Source organism: Bacillus sp. 01N42_2, assembly GCF_056399565.1.
In genome coordinates, this window is record NZ_JBFTRO010000003.1 from 82792 (window position 1) to 100676 (window position 17885).

General features: G+C 45.4%; 24 protein-coding genes and 1 riboswitch. Of the genes, 7 read left to right on the top strand and 17 right to left on the bottom strand.

The window, feature by feature from the left end; translation table 11 throughout:
* The first annotated feature begins 3 nt into the window (after positions 1–3).
* Positions 4–399 (top strand): SA1362 family protein, encoded by a 396-nt coding sequence (locus AC1DN5_RS07870; protein WP_016938986.1) that lies wholly within the window; start codon positions 4–6, stop codon positions 397–399.
* On the opposite strand, the gene AC1DN5_RS07875 is transcribed toward AC1DN5_RS07870, so the two are convergent.
* From AC1DN5_RS07875 to AC1DN5_RS07885, 3 genes are all read right to left on the bottom strand, one after another.
* The gene (locus AC1DN5_RS07875) at positions 396–1271 is read right to left on the bottom strand and encodes a patatin-like phospholipase family protein (protein ID WP_049627008.1); all 876 of its coding nucleotides are present in this window, start codon (positions 1269–1271) and stop codon (positions 396–398) included. The two genes, AC1DN5_RS07870 and AC1DN5_RS07875, sit on opposite strands and share 4 nt — an antisense overlap.
* A 113-nt stretch (positions 1272–1384) precedes the next feature.
* Complete coding sequence (gene mntR / locus AC1DN5_RS07880; protein ID WP_016938984.1) at positions 1385–1813, bottom strand: transcriptional regulator MntR; 429 nt, start codon at positions 1811–1813, stop codon at positions 1385–1387.
* Between the two features lie 99 nt (positions 1814–1912).
* Positions 1913–2749: a lipoate--protein ligase family protein gene (locus tag AC1DN5_RS07885; RefSeq protein ID WP_016938983.1), complete on the bottom strand. Its 837-nt coding sequence runs from the start codon at positions 2747–2749 to the stop codon at positions 1913–1915.
* A 193-nt stretch (positions 2750–2942) separates the two neighbouring features.
* On the opposite strand from AC1DN5_RS07885, the gene AC1DN5_RS07890 reads away from it, so the two are divergent.
* The gene (locus AC1DN5_RS07890; protein ID WP_013352854.1) at positions 2943–3326 is read left to right on the top strand and encodes a rhodanese-like domain-containing protein; all 384 of its coding nucleotides are present in this window, start codon (positions 2943–2945) and stop codon (positions 3324–3326) included.
* Between the two features lie 38 nt (positions 3327–3364).
* Here AC1DN5_RS07890 and gcvPB read toward each other — a convergent pair whose 3' ends face one another.
* The 3 genes from gcvPB to gcvT are packed head-to-tail and all read right to left on the bottom strand — an operon-like array spanning position 3365 to position 7291.
* Entirely contained in the window at positions 3365–4837 is a 1473-nt protein-coding gene (gene gcvPB / locus AC1DN5_RS07895; RefSeq protein WP_188154556.1) for an aminomethyl-transferring glycine dehydrogenase subunit GcvPB, read from the bottom strand.
* The gene (gcvPA, locus tag AC1DN5_RS07900) at positions 4830–6176 is read right to left on the bottom strand and encodes an aminomethyl-transferring glycine dehydrogenase subunit GcvPA (RefSeq protein ID WP_366969165.1); all 1347 of its coding nucleotides are present in this window, start codon (positions 6174–6176) and stop codon (positions 4830–4832) included. The genes gcvPB and gcvPA overlap by 8 nt, the downstream gene beginning before the upstream one ends.
* A 14-nt stretch (positions 6177–6190) precedes the next feature.
* Complete coding sequence (gene gcvT, locus AC1DN5_RS07905; RefSeq protein WP_198697875.1) at positions 6191–7291, bottom strand: glycine cleavage system aminomethyltransferase GcvT; 1101 nt, start codon at positions 7289–7291, stop codon at positions 6191–6193.
* A gap of 178 nt (positions 7292–7469) precedes the next feature.
* Positions 7470–7570: riboswitch (glycine riboswitch) on the bottom strand.
* 145 nt (positions 7571–7715) lie between these two features.
* Here gcvT and AC1DN5_RS07910 point away from each other — a divergent pair.
* The 4 genes from AC1DN5_RS07910 (at position 7716) to sinR (ending at position 10921) form a co-directional block, all read left to right on the top strand.
* The gene (locus AC1DN5_RS07910; RefSeq protein ID WP_045926712.1) at positions 7716–9386 is read left to right on the top strand and encodes a DEAD/DEAH box helicase; all 1671 of its coding nucleotides are present in this window, start codon (positions 7716–7718) and stop codon (positions 9384–9386) included.
* A 21-nt stretch (positions 9387–9407) separates the two neighbouring features.
* Positions 9408–10202 (top strand): YqhG family protein, encoded by a 795-nt coding sequence (locus tag AC1DN5_RS07915; protein ID WP_045926713.1) that lies wholly within the window; start codon positions 9408–9410, stop codon positions 10200–10202.
* A 176-nt stretch (positions 10203–10378) separates the two neighbouring features.
* On the top strand, positions 10379–10552 hold the full coding sequence (sinI, locus tag AC1DN5_RS07920; RefSeq protein ID WP_016938977.1) for an anti-repressor SinI: 174 nt from the start codon (positions 10379–10381) through the stop codon (positions 10550–10552).
* Between the two features lie 33 nt (positions 10553–10585).
* Complete coding sequence (gene sinR, locus AC1DN5_RS07925) at positions 10586–10921, top strand: transcriptional regulator SinR (protein WP_003226345.1); 336 nt, start codon at positions 10586–10588, stop codon at positions 10919–10921.
* A 47-nt stretch (positions 10922–10968) separates the two neighbouring features.
* Here the strand turns inward: sinR and tasA are convergent, their stop codons facing one another.
* The 3 genes from tasA to tapA form a co-directional block, all read right to left on the bottom strand.
* The gene (tasA, locus tag AC1DN5_RS07930; RefSeq protein WP_016938976.1) at positions 10969–11754 is read right to left on the bottom strand and encodes a biofilm matrix protein TasA; all 786 of its coding nucleotides are present in this window, start codon (positions 11752–11754) and stop codon (positions 10969–10971) included.
* 63 nt (positions 11755–11817) lie between these two features.
* Complete coding sequence (sipW, locus tag AC1DN5_RS07935) at positions 11818–12402, bottom strand: signal peptidase I SipW (protein ID WP_016938975.1); 585 nt, start codon at positions 12400–12402, stop codon at positions 11818–11820.
* A complete protein-coding gene (tapA, locus tag AC1DN5_RS07940; protein ID WP_327815259.1) occupies positions 12374–13045 on the bottom strand; it encodes an amyloid fiber anchoring/assembly protein TapA in 672 nt (223 codons plus the stop codon). Before tapA ends, sipW begins: the two co-directional genes overlap by 29 nt.
* 258 nt (positions 13046–13303) lie before the next feature.
* Here tapA and AC1DN5_RS07945 point away from each other — a divergent pair, with 258 nt between their 5' ends.
* Positions 13304–13633: a DUF3889 domain-containing protein gene (locus tag AC1DN5_RS07945; RefSeq protein WP_016938972.1), complete on the top strand. Its 330-nt coding sequence runs from the start codon at positions 13304–13306 to the stop codon at positions 13631–13633.
* 39 nt (positions 13634–13672) lie between these two features.
* On the opposite strand, the gene AC1DN5_RS07950 is transcribed toward AC1DN5_RS07945, so the two are convergent.
* The 8 genes from AC1DN5_RS07950 to comGA are packed head-to-tail and all read right to left on the bottom strand — an operon-like array spanning position 13673 to position 17828.
* Positions 13673–13852 (bottom strand): YqzE family protein, encoded by a 180-nt coding sequence (locus AC1DN5_RS07950; RefSeq protein ID WP_016938971.1) that lies wholly within the window; start codon positions 13850–13852, stop codon positions 13673–13675.
* Positions 13853–13908: 56 nt separating this feature from the next.
* A complete protein-coding gene (gene comGG, locus AC1DN5_RS07955) occupies positions 13909–14286 on the bottom strand; it encodes a competence type IV pilus minor pilin ComGG (RefSeq protein WP_327815256.1) in 378 nt (125 codons plus the stop codon).
* Entirely contained in the window at positions 14287–14787 is a 501-nt protein-coding gene (gene comGF, locus AC1DN5_RS07960) for a competence type IV pilus minor pilin ComGF (protein WP_327815254.1), read from the bottom strand. It lies immediately after the preceding gene.
* Positions 14696–15010 (bottom strand): competence type IV pilus minor pilin ComGE, encoded by a 315-nt coding sequence (comGE, locus tag AC1DN5_RS07965; RefSeq protein WP_049627015.1) that lies wholly within the window; start codon positions 15008–15010, stop codon positions 14696–14698. The genes comGF and comGE overlap by 92 nt, the downstream gene beginning before the upstream one ends.
* Positions 14994–15431, bottom strand: coding sequence for a competence type IV pilus minor pilin ComGD (comGD, locus tag AC1DN5_RS07970; protein ID WP_326351356.1), 438 nt, complete (start codon positions 15429–15431; stop codon positions 14994–14996). The genes comGE and comGD overlap by 17 nt, the downstream gene beginning before the upstream one ends.
* Positions 15421–15729, bottom strand: coding sequence for a competence type IV pilus major pilin ComGC (gene comGC / locus AC1DN5_RS07975; RefSeq protein ID WP_327815252.1), 309 nt, complete (start codon positions 15727–15729; stop codon positions 15421–15423). The genes comGD and comGC overlap by 11 nt, the downstream gene beginning before the upstream one ends.
* A gap of 4 nt (positions 15730–15733) precedes the next feature.
* On the bottom strand, positions 15734–16771 hold the full coding sequence (comGB, locus tag AC1DN5_RS07980) for a competence type IV pilus assembly protein ComGB (RefSeq protein WP_327815250.1): 1038 nt from the start codon (positions 16769–16771) through the stop codon (positions 15734–15736).
* On the bottom strand, positions 16758–17828 hold the full coding sequence (comGA, locus tag AC1DN5_RS07985; protein ID WP_047475626.1) for a competence type IV pilus ATPase ComGA: 1071 nt from the start codon (positions 17826–17828) through the stop codon (positions 16758–16760). Before comGA ends, comGB begins: the two co-directional genes overlap by 14 nt.
* Between the last annotated feature and the right edge of the window lie 57 nt (positions 17829–17885).

Sequence of the window (17885 nt, forward strand, 5' to 3'; positions counted from 1 at the left end):
GTTATGAATCATCGTGTACAACCTTTTTTTGCTGTATTAATAGCGCTTGGCGCATTCGGTTTCATTTATGCGGCGGTCACAAACCCCGGACAGATGATCTCAAGAGCGATCACCGTCATTATCGCAGGCATCATTATTTATTTTATCGTGAGATCGGTCCTGAACCGCCGCGCCGGACGTGACGGAACCGCTTTCAGAAAAGCGGCCAAACAATCGCGGCTCCGAATGAAGGAGCAAAAAGCGAAGCACCGCGCCGGCCACAGGGGGCGGGTCAGCCATTTGCGGAGCGTGCCGAGCAGCAGCAGACCGAAGCCGATGATTCTTAAGAAAAAAAGCCAGACCCAGCTTACCGTCATAGAAGGTAAAAAGAATAAAAAGAAAAACAGAGCGCTTTTTTAATAGCTCCATTTCTTCAAAAATTGCTCTGTTTTGCTTTTTCCTAGCTCAATGAGAGCTAGTTTTTTTTGCGGTGTGAGGTGAAACTCCGTCGCCATCACATGTTCCACGGGAATAAAAATAATATTCTGTTCGTACTTTGTCGCGATATGTCTGGCATCATGAGCGTCTTTCATCGTTTCAAACAAAGCGCCGAACAGCTCAAAAGCGTTCCGGATTGATTTCTTCGGACGCTCTTTTTCATTAGGGGAAAGTGAAATTCCGATGACCGGCCGTTTGCGCTCTTTTGAAAACAGCCAAATCGGAAAATTGCTTAACACGCCGCCGTCAACAACCGTTGAAATGCCTTTTTCGGTCTTCAGTTTAATCGGTTCAAAAAAATAAGGGATGCTGCAGCTCATTCTGACAGCTCTGGCAACCGGGAACACCTCCGGATTTAATCCGTAGCGGGGAAGGTCGTCGGGAAGCACGATCATCGTTCCGTTCGTCAGATCTGAAGCGATCAGACGGAGCGATCCTTTTTTCATATCGCCGAACGCGATGATGCCCTTCGCTTTTAATTTATCCGCAATCCACTTTTCCAGCACATCGCCTCTGTATAATCCGAGGCGCCAATATATCGACACCCACTGCAGGATTTTCAGCGGGAGGAATGAGCATCTCTGATCAAGCAATTGCCTTCCGTCGACATCATCGATGATCGCATGAACCTCTCTGCTCGTGTAGCCCGCAGCGATCAATGCGGCAATAATCGCGCCGGCGCTTGTTCCGGCGAGCCTTTCAAAGCGAAAGCCCTTTTCTTCCAGCGCTTCATAAGCGCCGGCAAGCGCCACCCCTTTTATTCCCCCGCCCGAAAATACGCCGTCAATCTGCATAGCGCGCCCTCTCCCTTCCATCCAAGGTGTATTATTATTTTAAGAAACGGCTTGGGGAAATAGACCAAAGAATGAAGACATTAAAAAAAGGGCGCCCTATTTGGGCCGCCCTTTTATTCACCGGGAGTTTCGGTTTTTTTCTGTACGGATTTCAATTCTTTTTTCCGGCTGTCGTCATCTTCAAAATACTGGACGAGATCGCCGATGCGGTCAATGCTGTTCCAGCTCAGATGATGTTCGATTCCTTCTACATCATTGTAAATCTTCTCTTCATCAACACCAATGATTCGTAAAAACTGCTCAAGCAATTCGTGTCTGTATACGAGCCGTTTGCCGATCTTTTTGCCTTTTGACGTCAATACGAGCCCGCGATATTTTTCATAAATCAAATACTCGTCTTTATCTAGTTTTTGAACCATTTTCGTTACAGAGGAGGGATGGACTGCCAAAGCTTCCGCGATATCAGAAACCCGCGCATATCCTTTTTCTTCTATCAGCATATAAATCTGTTCAATATAATCTTCCATACTTGGTGTTGTCATCGTACCCCTCCCAAAAAGCACCTTAACTTAATAAACCATTACAAGTTTACACTAACGGTTATGAAAAAACAAGGATGCTTCCGGCCTGTCAAGCCTTAATCAGCGCTTATAATTCCATTCGTCAGACGCGTATTTCGTCTCGGCCAGCTCATTGACAAACGCAAGCTCTTCAGGAGTGAGCGTGTAAGGTTCAAGATGAATGTTCAGGCCTTCCTCAAAACCGGCTTTAAAAGCGGTTCTGGCTTCATCCATCGTTACCGGTTTTTGGGCTAAGGCGTTGATGGCTACCGCTTTGTTTTTGAAATTCCGCTGCATGCGCTCACGGACTCTGTCGCTCGGATATAAAAACAGATCAAACAGCTTGTCCTCATCAATGTCAAGCAGGATGGAGCCGTGCTGAAGAATAACGCCTTTTTGGCGTGTCTGGGCGCTTCCCGCAACTTTCCGTCCTTCGACGACCAGCTCATACCACGAAGGCGCATCAAAGCAAACGGACGAGCGCGGATTTTTCAGGCTTTCTTTTTCTTTCTCCGTGCGCGGAATCGCAAAGTAGGCATCAAGCCCAAGGTTTCTGAATCCCTGCAGAATGCCTTCTGAAATGACCCGGTACGCCTCTGTCACCGTGGCCGGCATTTCCGGGTGATCCTCTGAAACGATGACGCTGTATGTCAATTCTTTATCATGCAGAACACCCCGTCCGCCTGTCGGTCTTCTGACAAACCCGAGACCGTGTTTATGTACTGCGTCAAAGTTAATTTCCTTCTTAATATTTTGAAAATATCCGACAGACAATGTTGCCGGATTCCACCCGTAAAAACGGATCACCGGGGGAATTTTCTTTTGGCTGTGCCAATATAAAAGCGCTTCATCCAGCGCCATGTTAAATGCTGGGCTTTCGTTCCCTGAGTCAATAAACCGCCATGTTTCTTTTTCCATACATTGAACCCTTCTTTATCATTTTAATAAAATCAGTTTATCAAACTGCCGTAAAAATGAAAAATATTTCGTTTCATTAAGGATGACAATCGCTCCATGCTTTACTATAATAGTATTTGTCCCAAAACGTCCGGTAAGCCTTGTTTTCAGGAAGCAGGGTTTTGATTTTATAAGCTAAAGGAGTAGAATCGCATTGTCTAATATGATTGCTTTAATTATTGTTGCGGCGTTTATCGTTTATATGATCGTGTCGTATTTTTACCAACAACGTTTAATGAAAACACTTACGGAAGAGGAATTCCGCGCGGGCTACAGAAAAGCGCAGCTGATTGACGTCCGTGAACCGAATGAATTTGAAGGCGGCCATATTCTCGGCGCGCGCAACATTCCGCTGTCACAGCTGAAACAGCGCAAAAGCGAAATCCGTCCTGATAAACCCGTTTATCTGTACTGCCAAAACAATGTCCGCAGCGGCCGCGCGGCACAGACGCTCCGCAAACACGGCTGCAAGGATATTTACAACCTGAAAGGCGGATTTAAAAAATGGGGCGGAAAAATTAAAGCAAAGAACCAATAATGAAAAAGAGCTTTCCGTTTATACGGAAGCTCTTTTTTTTACACCCCGTCAGATGTATGTTCGTATTTTAAAACCGGCTTTCTTGCGGCCTTGGTTTCATCCATTCTTTTGACTACCGTGGTATGCGGCGCCTCCTGAACGATTTCAGGCGATTCCTCCGCCTCCCGCGCAATTTGAATCATCGCATCTATAAACGCATCAAGCGTTTCCTTGGATTCCGTTTCCGTCGGTTCGATCATGATGCTTTCTTCAACATTCAGCGGGAAATACACAGTCGGCGGGTGATAACCGAAATCTAAAAGCCGTTTAGCGATATCAAGCGTTCTTACGCCGAGCTTTTTCTGCCTTCTTCCCGATAACACAAATTCATGCTTGCAATGACGATCATACGGGAGATCATAATAAGGCGCGAGTCTTCTCATCATATAATTTGCATTTAAAACCGCGTTTTCGGTCACTGCTTTTAAGCCGTCAGGCCCCATGGAACGGATATACGTGTAGGCTCTGACATTAATGCCGAAGTTGCCGTAATAAGGCTTTACGCGCCCGATCGATTGCGGGCGGTCATCGTCAAAAGTCAAACGGCCCTCTTTTTTCGTGAGAACGGGTTTCGGCAGATACGGAATGAATTCTTTTTTTACTCCGACCGGCCCCGAACCCGGTCCTCCCCCGCCGTGCGGCCCGGTAAATGTTTTATGCAGATTAAGGTGAACGACGTCAAATCCCATATCTCCCGGTCTTGCTTTACTTAAAACGGCATTTAAATTCGCTCCGTCATAGTAAAGTTTTCCGCCGGCCTGATGGACGATTTCAGCCATTTCCGTAATGTTTTCCTCAAATAATCCGAGGGTGTTCGGATTCGTCAGCATCAGCGCCGCTGTTTCTTCATTTACCGCTCTTTTCAGATCTTCAATGTCAACCAGTCCGTGTTCATTCGACTTGACGGTAATTGTTTCAAAACCGGCGACCGTAGCGGATGCCGGATTCGTGCCGTGGGCTGAATCAGGGACAATGACCTTCGTCCGTCCGAAGTCCCCGCGCGCTTCATGATAGGCGCGGATCATCATCAGGCCGGTCCATTCGCCGTGAGCGCCCGCGGCAGGCTGAAGCGTCACCTCGTCCATGCCCGTAATTTCCTCCAAATGTCCGCTTAAATCGTATAAAAGCTCAAGCGCCCCCTGAACCGTGTCCTCGTCCTGAAGCGGGTGAATGGCGGAAAAGCCAGGGAACCGGGCAATTTTTTCATTTAATTTCGGATTGTATTTCATCGTACAGGAGCCGAGCGGATAAAAACCTGAATCAACTCCGTGGTTTCTTCTGGAAAGAGCGGTATAATGCCGCATAATATCAAGCTCTGATACTTCCGGCAGCTTTGCGTCTTCATCGCGGATGTAGTCACCGGGAAGAAGGCTTTCAAGCTCTGTTTCCGGCACATCAAGCTCCGGAAGGCTGTAACCGATACGCCCTTCGCGGGACATTTCAAAAATAAGCGCCTGATCTTGATTATTCATGTTGATCCCCCAATCCCGCAATAAGCGAATCGATCTCTTCTTTTGTTCTCAGCTCTGTGACGGCAATGAGCATATGCTGATTCAATTCCGGATACGCAAGGCCTAAGTCATATCCGCCGATGATGCCGTCTTTGAGGAGCCGCCGGTTTGCTTCCTTGACGGGGAGGTTCAGCCTGACGGCAAATTCATTAAACATCGGGCCGTCAAATGCTACGTGCAAGCCGGCTTTTTTCGCTTGGCGTCTCGCGTAATCGGCTTTCAGTATATTTTGGCGGGCCATGTCTTTGACGCCGTTTTTTCCGAGCGCAGTCATCGCGACTGAAGCTGCTAACGCATTCAGCGCCTGGTTTGAGCAGATGTTAGAGGTGGCCTTGTCTCTTCTGATATGCTGCTCGCGCGCCTGAAGGGTGAGAACAAAACCTCTCCGCCCGTTTTCATCCTCCGTCTGGCCGACAAGCCGGCCCGGCACCTTTCTCATCAGTTTTTTCGTTACTGCAAAATAGCCGCAGTGCGGGCCGCCGAACGCCGCAGGTATACCGAAAGGCTGCGCGTCCCCGACGACGATATCAGCTCCGTATGCTCCGGGCGGAGTCAAAATACCGAGGGCGAGCGGGTTAGAAGAAACAATCAGCTGGCTGTTCCCTTTATGTGCGAGCGGCTCAATGTCCTTTAACGGCTCAATTTGTCCGAAGAAGTTCGGATACTGGACGATTACAGCGGCCGTTTCATCACAGACGGCATGTTCTAATGCGTCAAGGTCTGTGACGCCGTTTTTTGCAGGCACCTCTACAACTTCAATATATTGGCCTTTTGCGTATGTTTTCAGGACATCCCGTGATTCCGGATGCACGGCGGCGGAAATGACGATTTTTTTCTTTTTGTTATGTCCTGACGCAAGCATCGCCGCTTCTGCCAGCGCCGTTCCCCCGTCGTACATGGAGGAGTTTGCAATATCCATACCTGTTAACTCGCAAATCATCGTTTGAAATTCAAAAATCGCCTGCAGCTCTCCTTGTGAAATTTCAGGCTGGTAAGGCGTATATGCCGTGTAGAACTCTGACCGGGAAATCACATGATCGACGATAACCGGCTGATAGTGATCGTACACTCCTGCCCCCAGAAAAGATGCATATGTAACAGCGTCCTTATTTTTCGCCGCAAGCTTTGTCAGCTCTCTTGTCAGCTCTGTTTCTGATTTTGCTTTTTTAATTTGGTAGTCTTTTTGAAACCTCACATCTTCCGGAATATCGGCAAACAGTTCATCAATTGAATCTGCGCCGATGGCTTTCAGCATTTCTTTTTTATCCTGTTCTGTCGCGGGCAAATATCGATGCTTCATATGACTCTCCTTTTTCAGCTCTGTTTTGGGCGTTTATAAAACGGTGTGCGGACAATCTTTGCTTTTACCGTTTTTTTGCGGATTTCCACTTCGACTTCCGTTCCGATTCCACTGAATTCCGTTTTGATTAAGGCAAGGCCGATATTTTTCTTTAACGTCGGGGATTGTGTGCCTGTCGTGACTTCCCCGATCAGAGCACCGTCTTTTTTTACGGCATAACCGTGTCTCGGAATCCCCTTTTCAATCATCTCAAGCCCGACCAGCTTACGCGGAGCTCCTTTTTCTTTCTGTTCACTCAATACAGACTTCCCGAAAAAGTCGGAATCTTTCTTGGGTTTTACGGCAAATCCGATCCCGGCTTCAATCGGCGTAATGTCTTTCGTCAATTCCTGACCGTATAAAGCGAGCTTCGCTTCAAATCTCAGCGTATCACGCGCGCCGAGGCCGCACGGAACGATTCCTTCATTCTCTCCCGCTGTAAGAATCTCCTTAAACAGATGAACCGCATCTTCATTTTTACAATAGAGTTCAAACCCGTCTTCACCGGTATAGCCTGTTCTTGAAAGCAGGACTTGGCGGCCGGCAACGTCAGCTCCATCAATAAACGTAAACGGTTTTAAGGAAGACAAATCACGTTCAGTCAGCTTCGCAAGAACCGCCTGAGCATTCGGCCCCTGAACGGCTAGCAGTGAAAGCCCGTCAGACTGATTGGTCAGCGTGACATCCCCTTCCGCGTGTTCTGTCAGCCAAGCGATGTCTTTTTCAATATTGGACGCGTTAATCACAAGCAGATAGCAGCTCTCGCTTTTCTGATAGATCAGCAAATCATCGACCGTACCGCCGTCAGGATAACACATGGCGGTATAGAGGGCGCTTCCCGGATTTAAATCGGCAACGTCATTTGTCATCATTTTTTGCAGAAAAGACAGGGCGTCTTTACCGGAGACTTCGACTTCTCCCATATGGGATACATCAAACAGACCCGCCTTTGTGCGGACGGCTTCATGCTCCTCTTTAATAGAAGAAAATTGAACCGGCAGCTCCCATCCTCCAAAATCAATCGTTTTTCCGCCGTATTCTTTATACACGTCATAAAGCGGTGTTCGTTTCAGCATCATCTTCCCCCTTCAGTCATTGGCGCATTGTAAAGACATATAAAAAAGGACAGAGAAACACCTCATGAAAATGAAGGTTTCTCTGTCCCGGCACCTGAAAGTTTACTTTATGAAAACATCATAAAGACGTCCCCTTTGGTGGTCTGCTGCTTCAAATCGCAGACACTCTCCAGAGTTGCGTCGAGCAAGAGTTCTTTTGCCTGAGAGATTCACTCCGCAGTTTGCTCCTTCGGCGCCCGGATGCACATTTTTCGTCCGAGTCTCTCCCCTTGCTGTCATTCGCTCATATTTACCAATTGTTATGGACATACTAAAGCAATATCTTTTAGTGAAATGATTACTTATATCCTACCACCCTCACTTACGTCCGGCAACAAAAATGATGATAAATCAGTTTTTTAAAAGAAAGGCGGTTTTGTTACATATGACAGCAGAGATCATATTTGATGCAAACTGGCCGGGAGAGTTTTCTGAGCGGCTGAAAACGGACGGTCCCTGGTCAAATTGGGAGATGTACAAACTGTCGGCTGAAGTCCAGCAGACCCTTGCCATTCCTGAATTCGAAGGGTTGAGGGCTCCTTTATACCTGCCCGATTTCACTCCGCTTCCCCATCAGCTTGAAGTCGCGCAGAAAGTCGTTGAAAAAATGAACGGCAAAGCGATTTTGGCTGATGAAGTGGGGCTCGGAAAAACGGTCGAAGCGGGACTGATTTTAAAAGAATACATGATTCGCGGGCTGGCCAAAAAAATCCTGATTCTTGTGCCGGCATCACTCGTGTCCCAGTGGGTGAAAGAGCTTCAGGAGAAGTTTTTAATACCCGCTGTTGAACAGAAAAAAAGCTATGTGTGGGAACAGTGCGATATCGTCGTTTCTTCTATTGATACGGCCAAGCGTTCGCCTCACAAGGAGATTGTGCTTTCGATTCCGTATGATCTCGTCATTATTGACGAAGCGCATAAGCTCAAAAACAGCAAAACGAAAAATTATGAATTTGCGAGAAGTCTTGTGAAGAAATACTGCCTGCTTCTGACGGCGACCCCGATTCAAAACCGGATCGAAGAAATTTTCAATTTAGTGTCACTGTTAAAACCCGGCCACTTAGGAAATGAAAGCGGATTTCAAGAAACGTTCAATCAAAAGGACGGGATTGACGCTCATGAGCATTTGAAAGAGCTCGTCAATAAAGTGATGATCCGCAACACGCGGAGCGACACCGGCCTTACATGGACGAAGCGCCACGTGGAAACAGTGCCGATCACCTTTTCACCGACGGAACAGGCGCTCTACGATGACATTAACGCACTGAAAAACGGCACAGAAAAGCCCGCAAGCGCATTTTCCATTATGACGCTGCAACGGGAGTGCTGTTCAAGCAGGGAAGCCGTGTATATGACGCTTAAAAAAATGCTTGATCAAAAAGACAAACAAGCGCCCGCTTTCGATGAACAGACGATCGCCAATTTAATGGACCGCATCAATCAAGTCACGCAAAACTCAAAAGCGATTCAAGTTGTTGACTTGATTAAAAAGATTAATGACAAGGTCATTATTTTTACTGAGTATCGGGCGACACAGATCTACTTGCAGTGGTTCCTTCAGCAGAACGGCATAAGCTCCGTTCCGTTCAGAGGCGGATTTAAGCGCGGAAAAAAAGACTGGATGAAGGATCTCTTCCGCGGCAAAGTGCAGGTCCTGATCGCTACAGAAGCCGGAGGGGAAGGAATCAACCTGCAATTTTGCAACCATATTATCAACTATGACCTCCCGTGGAACCCGATGCGGCTTGAACAAAGAATCGGAAGGATTCACAGACTCGGTCAGGAAAGAGATGTCCACATCTACAATATGGCGACAAAACATACGGTGGAAGAGCATATCTTAAAACTCTTGTATGACAAAATTCATTTATTTGAAAATGTCGTCGGAGAACTAGATGACATTTTAACAAAAATCAAAGTGAGCAATTTTGAAGATCATTTACATGATATTTTATGCCACTCGCTGACAGAGGAAGAAATGCGGATCAAAATGGACAACCTTACCTCTTTCTTATCGTACGGTACGGAAAAACCCGCCAGAAAAAAAGGCTCTTAATCTAAAAGGAGGAAGCGCGACATGAGACAGCAGGAGGTTCACCAATTTTTACTGCGCTTTTTTGAAGCGAACCACTGCCCGATTACTGAACACGGGCCGGGTTTTATGACGGTTCAGTTGACGGTCGAGATGGACAAACAAATTATGAACCGCCCGTTTTATTGGCATTGGCGTGAAAAAACGGGCGGCGAACCGAACCCGATGAAGATTACGTTCATCACTGATAAAGAAACGGCTCCGGAGGATATGGACGGCGAGTTTATTTACTTTGGAGCCCCGCGCCTCTTTCAAATCTTTCAAGCAGTTAAACAAAATGGGAGATTTACAAGAATATATGAGAAAATTGTATCAGCCGGAGCCAGAGTGCCGCTTCAGCCCTGGCTTGGATTAAATGTAGTGATTTCATACCAATCCGACATGAAAAAAGACAGACTTTTGTCTTTAGGCCTGCATCTTGTTTCTGGAACAATCGTTGAGGGATTTCAGCAGAAGCTTGCACCTCTGCCGATGACATCACAAATATCAGACTATTGCTTTACCATATCGCCGATGATTAAGCCGGAAAGCGGAATTAAAAGGATGGAGCATTACTTAAAAGACGCTGCCGCCAAAGAGCCGTCAGACTGGGCTGACAGCGCGATCGCCAGATGGAAAAAGGACCTCAGGCTGCTCGATCAGTTTTATGAGCAGACAGAAGAAAAACCTGAGGAATACCATTTGGAAAAACAAGCGCTGAAAGCCTTATATCAGCCGAAAATTCATATTCAGATTGAAAACGGCGGTTTATTTTTCCTGCAAAGTAATTTTTCTGGATAAGCGTTATCCATTCGACACCTTTCCCGTTTTTTCTGGAAATTCTATATTATAATAAAAGTATATAGAAAAAATTTCTGGCGTTTCGCATGCGATGAATCACTTCCAGACATGTAAAGATAAGGTCATGGGCGGATTGGCTGAAATACATAAACAAGTATTTTAGGAGGAGAAAATGCATGAAAAATGCAAAAATGGAATTTTCGCAATTAGATAAGGAATGGGTTGAGCTGATATTAGAAGCTCAAAAAGCAAATATCAGCCTGGAAGAAATACGCAAATACCTGCATTCGCATAAAAAGTCTTCTCAACATATCCAGGCCGCCAGAAGTCATACCGTAAATCCTTTCTGAATGTGCTATAATATCACAAGGAAGGTGATGACATTGATTGGCCAGCGTATTAAACAATACCGAAAAGAAAAAGGCTACTCACTATCAGAACTAGCTGAAAAAGCTGGGGTAGCGAAGTCTTATTTAAGCTCAATAGAACGAAATTTACAGACGAACCCCTCCATTCAATTTCTAGAAAAAGTCTCCGCTGTTCTGGACGTCTCGGTTCATACTTTACTTGATGAAAAACATGAAACCGAATACGATGGTCAATTAGATAGTGAATGGGAGAAATTAGTTCGTGATGCGATGACATCCGGGGTATCAAAAAAACAATTTCGTGAATTTTTAGATTATCAAAAATGGAGAAAATCGCAAAAAGAGGAGTAGTGCCGCCATATGTGCACAACTCCTCTTTTATCTGCCCGACGTTCGGATTAGTTTTTATCCTCACTGTGAGCCTTTTCGTTTTCCTTCACGTAACCGTCTTTATCCGTATGATCTTTTGTAATGGTCAAGCCGTTCCATTGCGTCGCTTCAAAAGAGAATTGAAGAGAAATCGCATTGCCTTGGAATTTGTTTTGGACACTCAGTCCGTCCGCACCTTTTGCGGTATCATTTTTAAATTGGATTTCCATCCGCACCTGATCATAATCAACAGGCGTTTTCGGAACTCCGTCATACTCAGGCGCCGTCTTGCCGTTAATGGTTGCCACATTGACTTTTCCGCTCTCGCTCAGGAATTTCGGATCAATGTGTTTGCTGATCGCTTCGGCAGCTGCTTTATCCTGTTTTGTTGACATTAAGTATAAGTCTTTCAGGCTGGCTGCCTTCAAAATGATATTTTTAGGATAGCCGTTGCCGCCTTCTTTGCCGACTGTCAGAACCGTAATCTCAAACTGGCTGAGGAAATCTTCCGCAGATTCGTTTCCTTTTTTCGCTCCTTTGAAGTCAGTAAAATTCAAAGCCATCAGCACTTCTTTAATGGCAAGCGAACCATTATTTCTGAATTCAAAATCTTTCGTCAATTTATCACCTGGTTTTAAGTTTGACAAATTGACATTGGCTGATTGTTCTTTAGCTGATAAATCAAGCGTTCCTGACGCAAATGTGGCGTCCGTCGACTTCACATCATTAAATGCGGCCCATGTGCCTCCTCCAACTAATGCTAAACCAAGTGCGGCTGAGGCAACGCCCAAGCTTAATTTCTTTTTCATACCCATGTTTGTATTCCCCCTAGTTTTTCTTTTTTGTTATCAAATCCTGTCGCCAGGTTGCAACTGTATTCATGTGGACATCGTCCCGTTTTTCGCATGTTCTTCCAGCGCTTTCGTCTTCCGCTCGATATCGCGGAGAGCGCTGACAATAACTGTTATTGAGTAAATCAAAAGCATGACGCCGGGAACGATTAGCAGAATCGCCGTTCCGATCGGCTGGCTTGCCAAATGTATGACATATCCCGCATACGGAAGCTGATATCCCGTATACTGAGCCGCCACGTTTTCAGCTTGAACAGGAGCGGCATCCGGAGCGGCATTATGGTCTCCTTTTGTCTCAAACATCAGGTGCCCGCCCTTTTTTGTGATCCCGATAATTCTGTGTGTTACGGCTGATCCGTCATTTTGTGTAAAAGTGATGACATCGCCTTTTTTTAAATCATTCACGTCAGAAATTTTCTTTACCGCTATGAGCGAACCCGTCTTAAATTCCGGGTCCATTGAACCCGACAGCACGGATTTCAGCGTATAGCCGAAGATGGCCGGCTCACCGCCGGAAGCCCGGGTCGAGATCACCGTTAACGTCAGCACAATAATCAAACTGAAAATGACGGCATACAAAATATTACTGATCAGTTTCAGCGTTCTTTTCATGTTCTTCCCCGCTTTCTTTTACCGGCTCAGCCGGTTGTTTTTCTGTTTTCTTCTGATCGGAAGCCGTCGCCTTTTCCTGGCATTTGACAAGCTTCATCGGTTTTGACCACTCATACTTTTCATCATTCGCAGGATACCCTTCAGGCTTGTAAACCTTGAATGCGTATATGCCTGGCTGCAGGGCCCGCTTTGACTCAATTTTATAAATCGTTTTGCTTTTTTTATCAGTAATAAGCCCTTTATCCACAACATTTCCGTTTTGCAGAGGCTGTTGCTGAGAGGCGATTTTATGGAGTTCCCACCTCCAGTCAGAAACAGTCCGCTCTTTTCCCTTATTCTCCAGCTCGGCATAGAGTTGAAGCGGCGCACACACGGCGCCCGACGTATCAGTTTGATTTGTTATATGTAAATCACTTTGATCCCAGCGTTCGTCATAACGGCAATTGTCATCTGAATATCGAAAATCTCCGCACGTTTGAACCGGAAGACTGAAGCTTTTCACATCATTAAAGGAGGAACTCGTGTCACCCGTAAACTGAGCACATATCGTCACGGACAGGCAGAAAATGAACGTAAGCCGCAAAAACAGCATTATCCTCCATCTCCCCTTACCCCTTTTCTCCATTCGCCACAATCGGAACATGCCTTACCCCCTGTAAAACTGTTAATAAATATAACAATCGTTCTTTTTAAAGAACTGCACAAACAAAGTATAATCAAGGTTTATCGTCTTGAAAAATGTCAAAAACGGTCAAATTGTTCGTTTTTAAGAATATAATCTTTTAAAAACATCGTTTTGCTCCAAATTACACACCTTTTTGGAATTTTTTCTAATAAAATGTGAGAAAATAATGAAGTGTTCAGAACAAATTGGAAATCATATACAGCGAAAGGACGAAGAATGATGATCAAACAAAGTCTGATTTGCCTTTCTCTTCTTGTTTTCGGGGTTTCAGGAATGGATCAGGCGGAAGCGGCGCCTTACTATGCTGTTCACCATAAATCAAAATGGGAAAAAATCGCGGAAAAAGAAGCTAAAAAAAGATATCCGCTCGCTCAAACGTTATTTATTCAAAAGGTGTGGGACCGTAAAAGAACAGATGAAGCGGTAAAACAATACCACCTGACATTGCGGGAAGGCGCTAAAGAATTTGGTGTGTTTGTTACGATTTCTTTTAATCCCTACAGCCAAAAAGTAAATAAAATTGCCGTCATTGAGGAATACCAATAAAGGGCCTCCTGTATCAGGAGGACCTTCGTGTGTTACACTTTATTTTTTCCGCTGCATCCACAGCTTAAAACCATACGGCAATATTCCGAACCAGTGCTGGGAAGCCGGCACTTTCTTTTCTTTCCGCACTTCTTTTCGCTCTTTCCGTTCCTGTTTCGGCGTATCGAAATATTTAACGAATTGCTCAGTCATATATTTTACATAATCGTTTGTTTTCACGGCTCTCACCTCATATTGCTGTCTTTACTATGAAGTGTTGTCCCGCTGCCTCTTTTTTATACTTCTGTCCATCGAATCAGCTGTTTCTTCTTCTGATTGAACAAAAGGTGAACCTCCCGTCTCGTCCCTGACGCTGTTTCCGCCTGAATTGTAACCTGAACCGCTTCCGGGTTACCGCTTTCGGTGATCTGAAAGGAAACGGTTCCGTACGGAAAACGATGTGTATCGGTTCGGTCCTTTTGTCCCTTTATCACATGACGGCTTGACAGCAGCGCGCCGTTTTGAAGCAGGTTCTCACCGATCCAGTACTCCCCGGCCTCTTTTGCAAAGGTTTTTCGGGTGATGAAATCAGATGAAGTATAGCTGATGACAAGTAAAACCGCGGCAGAAACAAACAGAACCGCGGGATATATAAACCCGTCAGATTTGTACATTTAATCACCTTTTAAAGAGCTGTAAACCGGAATGGCTGCCTGATTCTTTTTACCTGTATCGCTTGAGATCTCTAATAAAAGCAGGCCGTTTTTCACACCAGCCGTTAAAGATGCCGCATGATGCAGGATCGGCACGTGGCCTTTTCCGTTCACTCTTTTCCTTATCATCATATGGTAGATTTCAAAACGCACTTCTTCGCCTCCTGCTTTCCGGCAGCTTAATGCCCGTCCGCTGTCCGCCGGCTTTACAGTCTCTGCCTGTTTACATTCATTCATAATCTGCTGAACGGCAATATGATACTCCCGGCTGTCTATTCCGCCGTTATCGCTTTGGCCTGATAAAAACAAATGTAAAATCGGGCTCAGGGTGCTTGATAAGAAGAGACAGACTGCCAAGGAAAACAAAACATTAAGAAGCGTAAAGCCAGTCTGTTTTGAGAATGCTGAGACACATTTCTTTTTCGCCGCGGACAGCCGTACAAACTTTATAATAATCACCATCCTCCTTCCACGTCACACCGGAAGACGGCTGCTTTTTTCCGGACATCATATAAGCGCTGATACGTTCCTGGAGAAGCTGGCGCGCTTTTTGACGTTCCTCTGTTTTCAAATTATCCGTCAGCATGTCCGTCCAGACCGGAACGATAGAAATCATAAGAAACAGCCAAATGGCCATTGCTGATAGTGTTTCAATAGTAGAGAACCCTTTATTTCCGTTCTGCATGGACATTTCCGCTCCCTAGGTAAACTGTTATTTCATAAGTGACCCCTGCGTGGTTCAATTGAATCTTTCCGCCGGAATTCGGATGGCCTTTTTCATTAAATTCAAGACTCTCCGGCAAGGTCATAAGTGTAATATGAAGCGAATCAAATGAACGCTCGACAGCCTTTCCGGCTGACTGGAACTTGTATTTATGCTCTTTTGGGAGAAAAATGATTTTTGTTCTTTTATGCTCTGCGACAGCCGTTTCCTGAACAAGCTGGATATCTTTTTGGAGCTGTTCCGTTTTTTGCCGAACGGCCAGATGGGTATAAACCGGCGGAAGCGCCGTGAACAAGACCGTCAGCAGAACGGACGCCAGGCTTAACACAATCAGGCTTTCAAGAAGGGTGAATCCGCTTTCTGTCAGCCTGTTATTGTTCAACTGTAACTTCCCCGCCGCTAATTAAGATCTGTTTTCCATTCGGACAGGCTGTATTCTTTTTGATATATCCCTCTGACTGTAAGTCTTTCATATCCGGCATTCTTCCTTCATGGTCTATTTCGTACGCCGTCACTTGGGCTTTCACCATATTCTGCAGTCCTTCACAGCCTTTATGCTGTATGCTTTGATTATGTTTTGTAACGTTAGGAATCGTTATTAAAAGCAGAATTGAAACGATAAATAATACGATCAGCATTTCAATTAAAGTAAATCCATCTTGATTTTTCAGACGAAGCACTCCCTTACATTTGGTTCATCATCTGGTACATCGGCATCAGCATTGACATATAGACAATCAGAATCATACCGGCCACCACGCCGTAAATGACAGGCTGGAGAATGCCTGTATACTTCTCCGCGTTTTGTTCAAGGCGCTCCATCATAAACTGACTGTACGTATAAAGCTCGCGATGAAGCCTGCCGTTTGCCTGTCCGTGGCTGACTGCAGCCGCTAGATCTTTTTCATAACACGGATGCCCGGAAAGAGCGGATTCTATTGTCTCACCTGCTTTCAAACGTGTAATGAGCATATCCGCTTCTTCACGATAAAAAGGCAGAAAAGATTGTTCCTTAAAAGCCGTTAAGCTGTCATAGATAGAAAGACCGGATTTCAGAAGGCTGCTGAGCTGTAAAGAGAAAAAGTAGCTGTTAAAAAGAACGGCTGCTTTTCCTATTAAGGGGATTTTCACAACGATAAGCATTTTGTCTTGCGGGGATTTTTTCTTACATAAAAACCAAACGAACAAAAACAAGCTGAGAGCGGCTGACAGCACCAGTGCGCAAGCTTCGTGAAAATGCTGAAAAAACGAAAAAATGAAACTGACGCAACCGGAAGTATTCATATTCATTGATTGATAAATCCCTGAAAATTGCGGGATGATCATACTTTGCAGAATATAAAACATGACAAAGACGGAGCAGATTAAAAACATCGGATACCGGAGCATTTTTTTGACTTGATTCGTCTGCATGAGCTTTCTCTGTAACAATTCGCCGCTTTGTTTCATCGCTCCGGGCAATTCTCCGTGTTTTTCCGCGAAATAGCAGATAGAGACAGCTTCTTTATGAAAAGACAATGCCTCAAGCACTTCGTAAAACGCATCGCCTTCCCTCAGCCGGCGGATTCCGTCCGTCAGCTCTGCAAGCTGGCGTTTATGAAGCTGGAGTTTCAGCAGTCTGAGCCCTTCGATCAGACTGTACCCTTTTTCGGTCATTTCACCGAGCCTTTTCAAGAAAGCCGCTTGATCCTTCAACGGCCAGGTTCTTTTAATCCGCTTCATGATACACCCACCGATCGTAGTTGTCAGTCGTGACATAGCCGAGCGCGATTCCTTTTCGGATCAGCCTGCGGAGCGTCTGATATTGAAAATTGGCGTGCTCTCCTTTTGCTTCCTGAAAGCATTGAGTGAGATTTTTCCCGTAAAGCAGTTCATAGATTCCCGCACGGCGCGTCTGCGTATAAAGCCGGCAGTACACGGAGCAGTTTTCCGCTTTGCAAAACGGACACGTTAAATCAACCAGACGCTGAGCGGCAATGGCAATAACGGTTTGTTCAATTTCCGTCATGTTCACCCCAAACTCCAGCAGCCTGTATATAGCGCCTTTAGCATCTCTTGTATGCAGGCTTGAAAGAACAAGATGCCCCGTCATAGCCGCGCGGACTGCGATTTCAGCCGTCTCGGCATCCCTGATTTCCCCTAAGATGATCATATCGGGGTCATGTCTTAAAATCGCTTTTAAACCGGCGGAGTATGTGACTCCGGCTTTTTCATTCACCTGAACTTGTAAAACATCTTCATCTCTCGTTTCTACGGGATCTTCAAGCGTGACAATCCGCCGGTTAAAATGCCGTTTTGCATAATTGACAAGTGAGTAGAGAGTGGTCGTTTTTCCAGATCCGGTCGGACCGGTAAAAAGAATCAAGCCGTGGGAATGCTTCAGAAAGGACAATAGTGCGGCGCCTGCCCCCGGAAATAAGGACAGTTTATCCAGAGGGGGAATCTGCCGCTTAGGCAACAGCCTGATGACAAGACTTTCATCATTCATTGTCGGTAAGGTTGACATCCTTAAATGAACGGTTTCAGATGGAAGCGGCAGAGACAATGATCCGTTTTGCGGCTTTCGTCTTTCTCCTATATCCATCGCCGATAAAAACTTAAAATGAGAAATAAGCCTTACGCATTCCTCTTTTTTTAAAACTCTTTTTTTCACAAGAGCATGACCAATGCGAAAATGAATGAAAGCATCCCTTTCACGCGGCACAATGTGTATATCTGAAGCTCTTGCCGTATAGGCCTCGTTTATAATATTCCTGCTGTATGTTTCTATATTCTCCATAAGATTTCCCTCCTTCCGACACGTATTGTAAATCAAATAGACAAGAGCCGGCAAAAG

Excerpts from the sequence above, each read along its gene's own strand:
- AC1DN5_RS07915 (WP_045926713.1), top strand. The coding sequence starts at position 9,408 with ATGAGACAGCAGGAGGTTCACCAATTTTTACTGCGCTTTTTTGAAGCG.
- gcvT (WP_198697875.1), bottom strand. The coding sequence starts at position 7,291 with ATGCTGAAACGAACACCGCTTTATGACGTGTATAAAGAATACGGCGGA.
- AC1DN5_RS07910 (WP_045926712.1), top strand. The coding sequence starts at position 7,716 with ATGACAGCAGAGATCATATTTGATGCAAACTGGCCGGGAGAGTTTTCT.
- comGE (WP_049627015.1), bottom strand. The coding sequence starts at position 15,010 with ATGCAGAACGGAAATAAAGGGTTCTCTACTATTGAAACACTATCAGCA.
- sinI (WP_016938977.1), top strand. The coding sequence starts at position 10,379 with ATGAAAAATGCAAAAATGGAATTTTCGCAATTAGATAAGGAATGGGTT.
- comGF (WP_327815254.1), bottom strand. The coding sequence starts at position 14,787 with ATGGTGATTATTATAAAGTTTGTACGGCTGTCCGCGGCGAAAAAGAAA.
- gcvPB (WP_188154556.1), bottom strand. The coding sequence starts at position 4,837 with ATGAATAATCAAGATCAGGCGCTTATTTTTGAAATGTCCCGCGAAGGG.
- AC1DN5_RS07945 (WP_016938972.1), top strand. The coding sequence starts at position 13,304 with ATGATGATCAAACAAAGTCTGATTTGCCTTTCTCTTCTTGTTTTCGGG.
- comGA (WP_047475626.1), bottom strand. The coding sequence starts at position 17,828 with ATGGAGAATATAGAAACATACAGCAGGAATATTATAAACGAGGCCTAT.
- sipW (WP_016938975.1), bottom strand. The coding sequence starts at position 12,402 with ATGAAAAGAACGCTGAAACTGATCAGTAATATTTTGTATGCCGTCATT.
- tapA (WP_327815259.1), bottom strand. The coding sequence starts at position 13,045 with ATGTTCCGATTGTGGCGAATGGAGAAAAGGGGTAAGGGGAGATGGAGG.
- AC1DN5_RS07870 (WP_016938986.1), top strand. The coding sequence starts at position 4 with ATGAATCATCGTGTACAACCTTTTTTTGCTGTATTAATAGCGCTTGGC.
- AC1DN5_RS07885 (WP_016938983.1), bottom strand. The coding sequence starts at position 2,749 with ATGGAAAAAGAAACATGGCGGTTTATTGACTCAGGGAACGAAAGCCCA.
- tasA (WP_016938976.1), bottom strand. The coding sequence starts at position 11,754 with ATGGGTATGAAAAAGAAATTAAGCTTGGGCGTTGCCTCAGCCGCACTT.
- mntR (WP_016938984.1), bottom strand. The coding sequence starts at position 1,813 with ATGACAACACCAAGTATGGAAGATTATATTGAACAGATTTATATGCTG.
- comGB (WP_327815250.1), bottom strand. The coding sequence starts at position 16,771 with ATGAAGCGGATTAAAAGAACCTGGCCGTTGAAGGATCAAGCGGCTTTC.
- AC1DN5_RS07875 (WP_049627008.1), bottom strand. The coding sequence starts at position 1,271 with ATGCAGATTGACGGCGTATTTTCGGGCGGGGGAATAAAAGGGGTGGCG.
- comGG (WP_327815256.1), bottom strand. The coding sequence starts at position 14,286 with ATGTACAAATCTGACGGGTTTATATATCCCGCGGTTCTGTTTGTTTCT.
- gcvPA (WP_366969165.1), bottom strand. The coding sequence starts at position 6,176 with ATGAAGCATCGATATTTGCCCGCGACAGAACAGGATAAAAAAGAAATG.